The 13,454-nt window shown below is 59.5% G+C and carries 9 protein-coding genes and 1 tRNA gene; 8 read left to right on the top strand and 2 right to left on the bottom strand.

The annotated features are described in order from the left end of the window. The first annotated feature begins 122 nt into the window (after positions 1-122). The 3 genes from AM571_RS13250 to AM571_RS13240 are packed head-to-tail and all read left to right on the top strand — an operon-like array spanning position 123 to position 5,001. The gene (locus AM571_RS13250; protein WP_074061800.1) at positions 123-1,508 is read left to right on the top strand and encodes an HlyD family secretion protein; all 1,386 of its coding nucleotides are present in this window, start codon (positions 123-125) and stop codon (positions 1,506-1,508) included. 35 nt (positions 1,509-1,543) lie between these two features. Continuing rightward, a complete protein-coding gene (locus AM571_RS13245; RefSeq protein WP_074061799.1) occupies positions 1,544-2,848 on the top strand; it encodes a hypothetical protein in 1,305 nt (434 codons plus the stop codon). Next, on the top strand, positions 2,833-5,001 hold the full coding sequence (locus AM571_RS13240) for a glycosyltransferase (RefSeq protein ID WP_074061798.1): 2,169 nt from the start codon (positions 2,833-2,835) through the stop codon (positions 4,999-5,001). Before AM571_RS13245 ends, AM571_RS13240 begins: the two co-directional genes overlap by 16 nt. A 239-nt stretch (positions 5,002-5,240) precedes the next feature. On the opposite strand, the gene AM571_RS13235 is transcribed toward AM571_RS13240, so the two are convergent. Beyond that, a tRNA-Ile gene (locus tag AM571_RS13235) sits at positions 5,241-5,316 on the bottom strand. Positions 5,317-5,471: 155 nt separating this feature from the next. On the opposite strand from AM571_RS13235, the gene AM571_RS13230 reads away from it, so the two are divergent. From AM571_RS13230 to AM571_RS13215, 4 genes are all read left to right on the top strand, one after another. After that, positions 5,472-6,218, top strand: coding sequence for an SIMPL domain-containing protein (locus AM571_RS13230; RefSeq protein ID WP_074061797.1), 747 nt, complete (start codon positions 5,472-5,474; stop codon positions 6,216-6,218). A 239-nt stretch (positions 6,219-6,457) separates the two neighbouring features. Further along, positions 6,458-6,841 carry a hypothetical protein gene (locus AM571_RS13225; RefSeq protein WP_074061796.1) on the top strand — a complete coding sequence of 128 codons (384 nt, stop codon included), beginning with the start codon at positions 6,458-6,460 and terminating at the stop codon, positions 6,839-6,841. 99 nt (positions 6,842-6,940) lie between these two features. After that, the gene (locus tag AM571_RS13220; RefSeq protein WP_074061795.1) at positions 6,941-7,342 is read left to right on the top strand and encodes a DUF4174 domain-containing protein; all 402 of its coding nucleotides are present in this window, start codon (positions 6,941-6,943) and stop codon (positions 7,340-7,342) included. A gap of 89 nt (positions 7,343-7,431) precedes the next feature. Next, positions 7,432-7,920 carry a heme-degrading domain-containing protein gene (locus AM571_RS13215; RefSeq protein ID WP_074061794.1) on the top strand — a complete coding sequence of 163 codons (489 nt, stop codon included), beginning with the start codon at positions 7,432-7,434 and terminating at the stop codon, positions 7,918-7,920. 124 nt (positions 7,921-8,044) lie between these two features. Here AM571_RS13215 and AM571_RS13210 read toward each other — a convergent pair whose 3' ends face one another. Continuing rightward, positions 8,045-9,304, bottom strand: a complete 1,260-nt coding sequence (locus tag AM571_RS13210; RefSeq protein ID WP_074061793.1) for an AGE family epimerase/isomerase — start codon at positions 9,302-9,304, stop codon at positions 8,045-8,047. Between the two features lie 173 nt (positions 9,305-9,477). Here AM571_RS13210 and metH point away from each other — a divergent pair, with 173 nt between their 5' ends. Next, positions 9,478-13,251: a methionine synthase gene (gene metH, locus AM571_RS13205; RefSeq protein WP_074061792.1), complete on the top strand. Its 3,774-nt coding sequence runs from the start codon at positions 9,478-9,480 to the stop codon at positions 13,249-13,251. Positions 13,252-13,454 lie beyond the last annotated feature (203 nt).

Here is a 13,454-nt window from a genome sequence, read left to right as displayed (position 1 = left end):
TAATTGCGTAAAAAATTAGTTTGCATAGTCGATTTTCATCGGTATAAAATATAATTAATAAAAAATATACATGGAAACGCCCTTCAATTCGGCCTGCAGTGTAAAAGTCGGGATTGGCGAAAATGAAGGACGAAACTCTATTACTTGATCCGCGTGATCATAAGATACTTTCAGTATCAAGGGCGCTTGGCTATGTGTTCGCCTTTATGCTGATTATCACGATCGCTGTGGCGATGATCCCCAATCAGTTTTTCATTGTCTCCACGCGCGCGGTCATCAATGCGCCTGTGCAGATGATCGCCTCGCCAATTTACGGCAGGGTGGACAGGATTTTTCTGCAGGTCGGACAGGTGGTCAAGCTTGGCGATGTCATGGCGACGGTCTCCAATCCCAACCAGGACCAGACGTCTTTGACCGGCTTGCGGCTCGAAAAGCTCGATCTTGCCGAAAAGCTGAACAATACGAGAAGCGTCGTTCAGGAACGTGCCGACCAGCTCCAGAAGGTCAAGAGCCAGATTGCGGACGTCAAGAACGGCGTGATCAGCGAGCTTTCGGCAATCATCGAGAATGCTCGTTACAACGTGCAGACCTACGAGGCTCGGCTCAATGAACAGAACGCCCTGCTGCAGAGGCAGCTGGTGCTTCTGAAGAAGAAACTTGTTTCCGAGGCCAGCATCGAACCGCAGCGCCAGAAGCGTAACGCAGCGCAGTTCGAACTCGACTCCGCGCGCGGCGAACTGCGTCGCAACGAGATCGTCCTGTCGCTCGTCGAACGCGACATCTACACTGGCGGTACCGTCGCAGCCAATCTGCTGACGCTTGAAATGCAGCGCACCAAGCTTGCCGGCGAGATCGCCGAAGACAGAATCGAGATCAACCAGATGACGGAGCGCAAGCGGCAGGTCGAAAACCTGATTGCGCGGGAGGAAGGGCGGCTTGGCAAGACCGGGGCCGCCGAGGTCGTCGCCGAGCGCCATGGCCAGATCGTCAGCGTCGACGCATCCTTCGGCGATTTCGTGATGCAGGGTCAGCCGGTGGCAAAATCGCTGGACTGTAACGAGGCCTTTGCTGCGGCCGTCTATCGCAGCCGCGATGTGACGTCGCTCGAGATCGGCATGCCGGCCATGGTCAATTTCCGCAGCCTCGGCGTCAAGCGCGACGCCCATATCTACAAGATCGTGCGCTACTTCAACTCAGGTCCGGAAAATCGCTATTACGCGAAGTTTCCGCAAGCCGAGGGCCACGAGGTCTATGTGCTCGTCAAGATCGATGAACCGTCCGGCGAGGACGGCGCTCCGGCGCACCAAGGCAACGACAAATTCTTTGGATGCCATGTCGGCGAGGATGTGATCGTCTCCTTGGGCGAAACGATTGTTTCCCGGATCGCCCGCTATTCGAAGCTGGCAATGGACCGGTTGGCCTCTCCCGGGACGATGCTTTCGGCGTCCGCGCTTTTTGACAAGGCGACGTCGCCGCGCTCAGCCGCTGCCGAACCCGCCATTCCGTAACGCCGGTTTCGCCGCTGCATTGATGAGGTTCCACAATGAAGCATTTGAGATCGACCATCAACATAGGACGCTTGCTGCTGCTCGCCGCGGCAGTGATCGTGCTGCAGACATATCCGGCGCGTGCCGATGGCGAACATCAGAAACTTGCCTGCACGCTTTGCGACGGGCTGGCTTCCCACATGGGCGGCGATCCTGCGCAGCCCTTCGTCCTGCGCAGTTTCGAACCGGCAAACGGCGGGTCGGCTCTCCATCCGGCTCTGGAAAACACCGGCTTTACCTATGACAACGCTCTTGCGCTCATGGCGTTTTACGGCTGCAAGCGAAAGGCCGAAGCGCGCCGCATTGCCGATGCTCTCGTGCTCGCCGTCGAGACGGACCGTCATTATCATGATGGACGACTGAGGAATGCCTACCGGTCCGGTCCAGTCGTTCCCGGCAAGGAGGGAATGCTGCTGCCCGGTTATTGGAGTGCAGCCAGCAATTCCTGGATAGAGGACGGTTATCAGGTCGGCAGTGCGACGGGCAGCACTGCATGGGGCGCACTGGCGCTGCTCACGGCCTACGAGGAGACAGAGCAGCCTGCCTACCTCGACACTGCGCGCAAGATCATGGATTGGATCCACCGCAGCACGGCAGATCCGCAAAACCCTGGCTATTTCGGCGGATTTTTCGGCCATGAGCCGACACCTGAGCGCATGACCTGGAAATCGACGGAACATAATCTCGACGTCTATGCCGCCGACAGCTGGCTTGCGCGTTTGGACGCCGGTGGCGACTGGACCTATCGCGGCGACACTGCGCTCAAGTTCCTGCATGCCATGTGGAACGACGGCGAGGGGCGCTTCTATATCGGCAGCGCGCCCGACGGCAACGCGCCGAACGTCGAGATGTCAGGGCTCGATGCCGAACTGTGGCCGCTGATTGCTGTGCCGGATTTCAAGACAAAGGCAAGGCAAGTCATGGAATGGACCGAGCTGAACCATGGCGTCGATGGCGGCTTCGACTTTAACAGCGACCGGGACGGCATCTGGCTCGAAGGCACAGCGCAGGCGGCACTCGTCCTGCGGCTTGTCGGACAGCCAGAAAAGGCCGAGCCATTGTTCAAGACCATCGCTGCCCAGGTCACGCCCGGCGGGCTCGTCTATGCAACGGTCAACGAGCAGCTTTCGACAGGCCTTCAGGTCGGTCCGAACTCCTTGCCCGGCGATTTCAAATATTACCGTCTACCGCATATCGGGGCGACCGGCTGGGCCGTGCTTGCCGCGCTTGACCTCAACCCTTTCCTCGGCCGCACGGGCCAGTCGCTGACCAGCAAGGATAGTCCATGTCCCCCGAAGTAGTCACTCTCTCGGACGCCATTCTCTTCTCGCTGCTGGCGCTTGCGCTCATCATGGGCTGCGCTTGGCTGCTCGACAGCCGCCGGGGCAAGGATCGCGTTATATTCGGTATGATCCTCATCGTCATGTTGTTGAACTATCTCTATTTCCGCATCACCAAGACGCTGCCGGATTTCGAATGGAGCGCCTATGCGGTGTGGCCGCGCGCCTATCTCTCTTTCGAAATCGTCGTCATCTTCTATACGGCTCTTTCGATCGTCTTTTTCTTCCGTCGGACCGACCACGGTGCGGCTGCAGACGCGAGCGAACTCACTATCGCCGGCGCCGCATCGCCGCCGGCCGTCGATGTCTTCATCTGCACCTATAATGAAGATCTATCCATTCTGGAACGCACCATCCTTGCCGCCAAGGCGATCGACTATCAGAGTTTCACTGTCTGGGTGCTCGATGACGGACGTCGCGACTGGCTGGAGGATTACTGCGCCGAAGTTGGCGTGCGATATCTGCGCCGCAACGACAATGTGGGCGCCAAGGGTGGCAATCTCAACAATGCCATCCAGCAGTCGGCGAAAGAGACCAACGCGCCCTTCATCCTCATTCTCGACGCCGATTTTGCGCCGCAACGCCCCATTCTAAAGCGCACAGTCGGCCAGTTCGCCGATCCACAAATCGGGGTCATCCAGACGCCGCAGTTCTACTACAATGCCGACCCCGTCCAGCATAACCTCCTGGCATCAAAGGCATGGGTGGACGACCAGCGCATCTTTTTCGACGTCATGCAGCCTTCCAAGGACGGATGGGGGGCCGCCTTTTGCGTGGGCACGTCCTGCATCGTTCGGCGCGACGCGCTCGGCCTGATCGGCGGCATGCCGCAGGAAACGGTCACGGAGGATATTCACCTGACCTACCGGCTGCTGCAAAAGGGCCTGAAAACCCGCTGGCTGAACGAACGCCTGAGCGTCGGGCTCTCTGCCGAAAGTCTCTCAGGCTACATTACCCAGCGCTGCCGCTGGTGCCTCGGAACCATTCAGGTCGCGCTGCTCCGTGATGGCCCGTTTCTTGGCCGTGGATACACGTTCTTGCAACGGCTGCATTATTTCCACGGACTGCTCTTCTGGTTTTGCCGCCCGTTCATCCTGCTTTTGATGGCAGCGCCCATCCTCTACTACTTCCTCGGCCTGCCGGCGATCCAGATGGAGCCGGAAGCCTTCTTCCTCTACGCGCTTCCGATGGTCGGCGGCATGTGGGCATTTCATGCGTGGGTTTCCGGGCGGCGCAGCATGCCGCTCTTTACCGAAGTGTCGCAAATGGTGTCGGCGGTCCCCATCACGATCGCCCTGATTCACGCCCTCATTCATCCGTTCGGGCGGCCGTTCAAGGTCACGGCCAAAGGCGAGGACCGGGCGCGCGTCGATGTCCTTTACCCGATCGCCGGGACGTTCCTCCTGGTCATCATCCTTACATTCATGGGTATGCTCAACGGTCCCCTGATGGGCACCTACAACGATCTCGACGGCTTCAGTGTCGCCTGGGGCATGGTCGTCATGGTCTATGCCTTCGTTTCCCTGCTCGTCTGCATAGAGCTTCCGCGAGAGCCGCTTGACAGCATCCGGTTTCCCCTCGCACGGCAGGCAAATCTTGTACGCGACGGCAATCTTGTGCCCTGTACGATTAACACAATTTCAATCAGCAAGGCCGAGATCACGCTGCATGACAATCGGACGGCCAGGCAGATTAGTGCAGGCGACATTCTAATCTTTTCACCCTTCGCCGACTTCGACGTCGCGGCCAGGGTCAGCGACGTCGATATTGCGCGCCTTGCCCTGTCCATGGCGATCGTTGCGGTCCGGGACCGCCGCTACGACTGGAAGATCCGGCAGACCGCCGAGGATGTCCGCCGGAAGATGATCCAGCGCCTGTTCAGCGAGATGCCGCAGGCCATGCCCGCCCGCGCCTATCCGCTTGCCGCCCTCCGCGGCCTCTGGCGCCGGACGTTCAATCCCCCCTCGAAAGTTTCCGGTAGCATCGAAAAGCACGAAGTCAGCGTCAGATCGCGGCAGGCGCCGCGACGTTGGCAGAGGCGGCGTGACCTTGCACCAAGCATGCCGCTTTTGCAGGTTCGAGCGGCGACTGCTGGGCCGCCGCTGGCGGAATGAACAGAACGGCTTTAGGCGCTTGGTCCTAATGCACACCGTCACATCAGTTAATGGCATTCTTCGACTGATTCCAAGATGGTGCAGCACTAAACCAAACTGCCCAATCCAAGCGGATCATCGACGCCGGTATCGAGCGCCGCAAGAGCCTTGTGGTCCGGCAAAGAAGTTCACTTTTACAGAATCTGAGTTTCCCGTGAGATAAACGATGGCGATGGAAAATCAACGTCATACGAAAGAAATGGTGGGCCCGGAGGGACTCGAACCCCCAACCAAGCGGTTATGAGCCGCCGGCTCTAACCATTGAGCTACAGGCCCTCACGTGGCTTTGCCGCGCGGGCAGCGGGGCAATGGCCCCCCGGTGCGGTTTCGCTCTAGCGCAATTCGGATGCAGCGACAAGACGCTGCCGCAATAGCTTCACAATCAATCTGCAAAGAGTGAGGCGGGATGGCGACAACCAAGGAGTGAAAAAATGGCGCTATGGACTATCAGAAACTTGGCCTTCGGCGTGCTGATCGGCGTACCTGCCGCGCTGGCGGGGCTGTCGGCTTCGGCTGCCGACGAAACAAAGCCGCGCGAGGCGGTGATCACGGTCTCGGGCGAAGGGGAGTCGGCGCTGGCACCGGACATGGCTGTGCTCAACCTTGCCGTCGTCAAGCAGGCGAAGACGGCGCGCGAGGCGCTTGACGAGAACAACAAGGCGATGGCCGGCGTGCTGGCAGCGCTGAAGAAGGGCGGGATTGCCGACAAGGACCTGCAGACCACGGGCTTTTCGGTGCAGCCGCAGTATAATTATCCGCAGAACAACGACGGCCAGCCGAAGCCGCCGGAGCTGATCGGCTATCAGGTTTCCAACGGGCTGACGGTGCGCGTGCGCGATCTTGGCGAGCTGGGTGAAATCATCGACCAGGCCGTGACGCTCGGCGTCAACCAGGGCGGCGACATCCAGTTCACCAACGACAAGCCGGATGCGGCAATCGAGGAGGCCCGAAAGGATGCCGTCGCGGCAGCGATCAACAAGGCAAAGACGCTGTCGCAGGCTGCCGGCGTGAAACTCGGCCGCATCGTCGAGATCAGCGAAAACAGCGCTCGGCCGCTGCCGCAGCCGGTCTACCGTGCGGCGATGATGAAGGAGGCAACCGACGCTGCTGTGCCGGTTCAGGGCGGCGAAAACACCTATAGGGTTACGGTCAACGTCACCTTCGCACTCGAGCAGTAGGCTCAATTCTCCACTTTCAAGTGAAAAAAAGCCGCTGATGTTCTTGAGCGATATCAGCGGCTTATCAGCTGCCGGAGATCCGTCGGCGGCCTGCGCGGCATAAATCGCTTTATCACGCGAGTGTTACACTATAAAATCGATCGTGTTATTCGGTCCGGAGGGAACCCTGGGTTCTGTGTGTCCTGCTTCGATCCCGGCCGATGAGGAGGAACTGGCTTAATCCACAAGAGGAGACAGACATGACGAATGCCTTGCCGCCACTTCACAACGGACACGCCCCGATAACCCTTCAGGAATTGTTCCGCGAAGCGCTCTATGCCTTCGAGGAATGGGATACGGAACTTACCGAGCCGATCGTCACGTTCGAAGGGCGGGTCATCCCGATCAGCCTCGTCTTCGAAGCCATGCGCGAATGCGACGACATCGTGCCGATGAACATCGTCGGCGCAGTCACCGAAAGATTGACCAAACCGTGGGAAGGCGAAGGACCGCTCGATCAGATGAGCTTCTCGACGGCCGCGCGCGTCATGCGCGTGCTGGTGCGCAAACGCCTTCTTGCCAACGGAAGCGCCGATATCATGGCCGTCTCAAGCCGCACAGCAGAACGCAAGCCGCCCGAATGAGCCTTTGAGGGATCGCGCCCGACCCGCGGTCCCGTCACGCTCGCAGGGAACCGCTCTCGCTTCCAATCGTTGAAGACAGACACGAAGGATGTGAGCGCCATGCTGAAATCAATCATACGCGAAATCATGGGTCCGGCGCCGCGTGCGCCCGTTTCGCCGGACTGTCTCAAGCCATTCATTGGCTCAAAGCGCGTGCTCATCATATTTGCGGATGCCGATGATGATCGCGCGGCTGTTCAGGACGAGTTGCTTCGCACCTCTCATCTTCGTTTCATAGAGGATGATATCGAGGTGTTCAGTATCGCCGGCGGAGGAGTGTTTCCGCTTTTCGAAGGCTCTTACGACCTCGACGCCGATGAAATCCGCGATGACCTCGAAGGTCCGCAGCCCGGTGAATTCGGCCTTGTCCTGCTCGACCGGCACGGAAGGGTGAAGTTGCGTTCCAGCGAGCCCGTGCCTCCCGAGGAAATCATCGGCGCGCTGTCGTCGATGCCGCACTGAACTTCGGTAGAATCGCGATTTTTGCTTTACTTTTGCCGTTGGATGCAGATGTTCTCTGCCGGTTCGATGACGCAAGAGGAGCGAGGTTTATGACTATCGAGGAAGATCTCGGCCAGATCGCTGAACAGGAAAAGGTTCTGAGCTTTGACGCCTTCGACCTCACTACTGCCTGGCAACTCGGCAAGCTCTTGCAGGAACTCGCCACCGAACGCGGCCTTGGCGTGGCAATTGACGTCACGCTGCAGTCCATGCCGGTCTTCTACGCAGCGCTGCCGGGCGCCACTCCCGACAATGTCCAATGGGTTCGCCGCAAGCGCAACATGGTATTCCGCTATTGGAAGAGCAGCTATGCCTGTGGTCTGAAGCTGCAGAAGGACGGAAAGACGGTCGAAGACAACGGTCTATCCGGCGCCGACTACGCCCCGCATGGCGGCAGTTTCCCAATCAACGTCAAAGGAACTGGCTGCATCGGCGCCGTCACGGTTTCGGGTCTGCCGCAGCGCGACGACCACAACCTCGTCGTGGAGGCGCTGTCGCTGATACTGGCGAAGGATTTGGATACCTTGCGGCTGAGTTAACATCTTCCGCCTTTCAAGCGGGAAAGATGTTAATCCGTGTGTGGCGATGGCCGACCCGTGAACGCTACTCCAAAGGAATGATGGCGTCAGGGAAAAGCCTCCGGCCTCATGTTGGGGAGTTGCCTCAAATCCTCCCGCCGGTCTCTAAGATGCCCTTGGTCAGGCTGCCGGTCGCCGGGAAGAGCGGAATGAGGCAGGCCTGGAGCGCGTGGTAGATATCACCCTTGCCTGGGAAGAGGCTGTGGGACGGAACGAGCTCTTCCGTCAGCTCTTCGTGCCAACCGCCGTTTTCATGGTCGATAAAGGCGCGTTCGATGATGTTCCAGATCTTGCGGTAGCTTTGCTCGTGGAAGTCGCTCGGCAGGTGCTCGTTGAGGAAATGGGCGGCGGCGGCGCCCTCGCAGGCGGGCCACCAGAGCTTGTTGCGCTTGACTGGCTTGTCGTCCCAATCGAGCGTGTAAAAGAAGCCGCCCTTGTCGTCGTCCCAACCGAGCGCCATGGATTGTGCGAAGAGGGCCTTCGCCGCGTCGGGCATCCAGTCGTGGCGCTTGCCGCCGAGTGACCACAGCTGCAGGAGGAGACGGGCCCATTCAAGCCAGTGGCCGGGCGTGGTGCCGGCGGGACGGAACATCTCGTTTGGATGATAGTAGTTCTTGTCGAGTGCCCAGTCGGCGCTGAAATGCTCGGCGACGCGCCAGCCGACGGAACCTGCCGACCGCAGAATGACGAGATCGGCGATGCTTTCGGCCTTGGCGAGATAGTTCTTGTCGCCGGTGGCCTCGAAGGCCGCCATCAGCGCTTCGGTCAGATGCATGTTGGAGTTCTGGCCGCGATAGGCGCCGCCGTCGAGCGGTTGCCAGTCGGATGTGAATTCTTCGGCGATGGCCCCATGCACAGGTTCCCAGAACCGTGAATTGAGGACCTCGGTGATGTCGGCCAGCATGCCGTCGGCCAGCGGATGGCCGATGGTTTTCGCTGAGGACGCGGCCAAAAGGACGAAGGCATGGCCATAGCCCTGCTTGTTGTAATCGACCGGGCCGTCATTGTTCAGCGACCAGAAGTAGCCGCCGTTCTTCTTGTCGCGATGATGATTCCAGAGGTAGTCCATGCCATGGTCGACGACGCCGGCTGAACCCGGACGGCCGAGAAGGACGCCGAGCGAGAAGCAGTGGACTGCGCGCGAAGCAATGTGGATGCTGCGAACCTGTCCCTCGGCATTTAGCGGCCTGCCATGGTCGTCGAGATCGTAAAAACCACCCTTGGGATTGACCGAATTGTGCTGGAAGAAATCGAAAAGGCCGTTCGCCTGGGCAAGAAGCCAGTTGCGGTGATATGCGCGGGCGCTCCAGTTTCCGAGCCCGGTTCCGCCAATTGCAGGTGCCATGTTACTCCTCCGATTTCGTGCACAACGCCTTGCGAAATGGCCTATACAGGGCACGCTCGAGTCTGTCACCCGCCAGGTGTTCCAAACACCGAAACGCCTAGCATATATTGACATAAAGATATCTTTATGTGATTTGGTCACTTTAGTCTTTAACGACGTCAAGGAGTCCGCCCGTGTTCGACAATCTTTTTGGTCCCGAAGGGGCAAAACGCGACGGCAGCGAAGTCTTTGCAGCTCTGCGGAAAGCCGCGAGCGAGCGGATCCTCGTTCTTGACGGCGCCATGGGCACGCAGATCCAGGGCCTCGGCTACGATGAGGATCAGTTCCGGGGCGAGCGCTTTATCGGCTGCGCCTGTCACCAGAAGGGCAATAACGATCTTTTGATCCTGACGCAGCCGGATGCTATCGAGGAAATCCATTACAAATACGCCAAGGCCGGCGCCGATATTCTCGAAACCAACACCTTCTCCTCGACCCGCATCGCGCAGGCCGATTATCAGATGGAAGGCGAGGTCTATGCTCTCAACAAGGAAGGCGCCGAGATCGTGCGCCGCGCAGCGATCCGCGCCGAGCGCGAGGATGGCCGCCGCCGTTTCGTGGCAGGCGCCATCGGCCCGACGAACCGCACCGCCTCGATTTCGCCGGATGTGAACAACCCGGGCTTTCGCGCCATCAGCTTCGATGAACTGCGCATTGCCTATGGCGAGCAGATCGATGGCCTCATCGATGGTGGAGCAGACATTGTCCTCATCGAGACCATCTTCGATACGCTGAATGCCAAGGCTGCAATCTTTGCCTGTGAGGAGCGGTTCGAAGCCAAGGGTATTCGCCTGCCGGTGATGATCTCGGGCACGATTACCGATCTTTCCGGCCGCACGCTGTCTGGACAGACGCCTTCGGCCTTCTGGAACTCGGTACGCCACGCCAATCCGTTCACGATCGGCCTCAACTGCGCGCTCGGTGCCAATGCGATGCGTCCGCATCTGCAGGAGCTCGCAGCTGTAGCCGACACCTTTGTCTGCGCCTATCCGAATGCCGGATTGCCGAACGAATTCGGCCAGTATGACGAAACGCCGGAGCTGATGGCGGGGCAGATCGACAGTTTTGCCCGCGAGGGCCTCGTCAACATCGTTGGCGGCTGCTGCGGCTCGACGCCGGAACATATCCGCGCGATCGCCGAGACAGTTGCCAGGTACAAGCCGCGGCCGATTCCCGAGCATCGGCCCTTCATGTCTTTGTCCGGCCTTGAACCCTTCGAACTGACCAAGGACATCCCTTTCGTCAACGTCGGCGAGCGCACAAACGTCACCGGTTCGGCCCGCTTCCGCAAGCTGATCACCAATGCCGATTATACGGCAGCGCTCGATGTCGCCCGCGATCAGGTGGAAAACGGTGCGCAGGTCATCGACATCAACATGGACGAGGGCCTGATCGATTCGGAAAAGGCAATGGTCGAGTTCTTGCACCTGATTGCAGCCGAGCCCGACATTGCCCGCGTGCCGGTGATGATTGACTCGTCGAAGTTCTCGATCATCGAATCCGGCCTGAAGTGCGTTCAGGGCAAGCCGATCGTCAACTCGATCTCGCTGAAGGAAGGCGAAGAGAATTTCCTCGCCCAGGCGAAGCTGCTGCACCGTTATGGCGCGGCCGTCGTCGTTATGGCCTTCGACGAGACGGGGCAGGCGGATTCTTATGAGCGCAAGGTAGAAATCTGCACGCGCGCCTATAAGCTCCTGACCGAGAAGGCGGGTTTCCCGCCCGAAGACATCATCTTCGATCCGAACATCTTTGCGGTCGCGACCGGCATCGAGGAACACAACAATTACGGCGTCGATTTCATCGAGGCGACGCGTACGATCCGCCAACGCATGCCGCTCGTGCATATTTCCGGCGGTGTTTCCAATCTGTCCTTCTCGTTCCGCGGCAACGAGCCGGTGCGCGAGGCGATGCATGCGGTGTTCCTCTACCACGCCATCCAGGCTGGCATGGACATGGGTATCGTCAATGCCGGCCAGCTTGCGGTCTATGACCAGATCGATCCGGAACTGCGCGAGGCTTGCGAAGACGTCGTTTTGAACCGCCGGCCGGACGGTACCGAGCGCCTGCTCGAAGTCGCCGAACGTTTCCGCGGTGCAGGGACGAAGGAAGCCAGGGTTCAGGATCTTTCCTGGCGCGGATGGACGGTCGAGAAGCGTCTTGAACATGCTTTGGTCAACGGCATTACCGAATACATCGGGGCCGATACCGAAGAGGCCCGCCAGAAGGCGGCACGTCCGCTCCATGTCATCGAGGGCCCGCTGATGGCCGGCATGAATGTCGTCGGCGATCTGTTTGGCTCGGGCAAGATGTTCCTGCCGCAGGTCGTCAAGTCGGCGCGCGTCATGAAACAGGCTGTCGCCGTACTGCTGCCCTACATGGAAGAGGAAAAGCGTCTCAATGGCGGCGACGAGAGGCAGGCTGCAGGCAAGATCCTGATGGCGACCGTCAAGGGCGACGTGCACGACATTGGCAAAAACATCGTCGGCGTCGTGCTAGCCTGCAACAATTACGAGATCATCGACCTCGGCGTGATGGTGCCGGCGACGAAGATCCTCGAGACGGCAGTGGCCGAAAAGGTCGATGTCATCGGCCTTTCGGGCCTCATCACGCCTTCGCTTGACGAGATGGTGCATGTGGCAGCCGAGATGGAACGTGAGGGCTTCGATATCCCACTGCTGATCGGCGGCGCGACGACCAGCCGTGTACATACGGCGGTGAAGATCCATCCAGGCTACAACAAGGGCCAGACGGTTTATGTGACGGATGCGAGCCGCGCCGTCGGCGTCGTCTCGTCCTTGCTGTCTCCGGATACTCGCCAGGGCTATATCGACGATATCCGCTCTGAATATGCCAAGGTTGCCGCTGCCCATGCGCGCAGCGAAGCCGAGAAGGTTCGCCTGCCACTTTCCCGCGCCCGCGAAAATGCGCAGCAGGTGGATTGGGCTTCCTACAAGCCGACCAGGCCGCAGTTCACCGGCACCAAGGTGTTCGAGGATTACGATCTGGCCGAAATCGCCAAATACATCGATTGGACGCCGTTCTTCCAGACCTGGGAGATGCGCGGGCGCTTCCCGGCAATCCTCGAAGACGAGAAGCAGGGCGAAGCTGCGCGCCAGCTCTGGGCCGATGCACAGGCGATGCTCAAGAAGGTAATCGACGAAAAGTGGTTCCGCCCACGCGCCGTGATAGGCTTCTGGCCGGCCAACAGCATCGGCGACGATATCCGTCTCTTCGCCGATGAGGCGCGCGACAAAGAGCTTGCGACCTTCTACACCCTCCGCCAGCAGCTTTCGAAGCGCGACGGCCGCCCGAACGTGGCGTTGTCGGATTTCGTCGCACCGGTTTCGAGCGGCGTCGAGGACTATGTAGGCTGCTTCGTGGTGACGGCGGGCATCGAGGAAATCGCCATCGCCGAGCGCTTCGAGCGGGCGAACGACGACTACTCCTCGATCCTCGTCAAGGCGATCGCCGACCGTTTCGCGGAGGCCTTTGCCGAGCGCATGCACGAACGGGTCCGACGCGAATACTGGGGCTATGCCAAGGATGAGACGCTTAGCAACGAGCAACTCATCACCGAGGAATATGCCGGCATCCGCCCTGCGCCGGGCTATCCGGCGCAGCCCGACCATACAGAAAAAGCGACGCTCTTCCGCCTGTTAGACGCCGAGAAGGCAGCCGGCGTGAAACTGACAGAAAGCTACGCCATGTGGCCCGGCTCTTCGGTCTCGGGCCTCTATATCGGCCATCCCGATAGCTATTATTTCGGGGTCGCCAAGGTGGAGCGTGACCAGGTCGAAGACTATGCGGTTCGAAAGGGCATGGAGATTTCCAAAGTGGAACGCTGGCTCGGGCCGGTACTCAACTACGTGCCGCGCAAGGCCGCCGAGGAGATCGACGACGCGGCATGAGTGCCGTGTGTGCGATGTAGGTGTTGATTCATGAAACCCGGAAAGTGAATCACTTTCCGGGTTTATGTATTTGATAACTCTACATATTCTTGCATTCATTCTCCGGTGCTAACCGATGGATAATGACGACATTAGAGCCTGGGAAGGCGAGAATTGAACGCAGTTCTGCGCGATACCGCACGGTTGGGCCACCTCGCTGACCG

Source organism: Rhizobium etli 8C-3 (assembly GCF_001908375.1).
Lineage (GTDB): Bacteria > Pseudomonadota > Alphaproteobacteria > Rhizobiales > Rhizobiaceae > Rhizobium > Rhizobium etli_B.
Note: the sequence above shows the minus strand (reverse complement) of the source record. Positions and strands in the feature narration are given on the sequence as shown.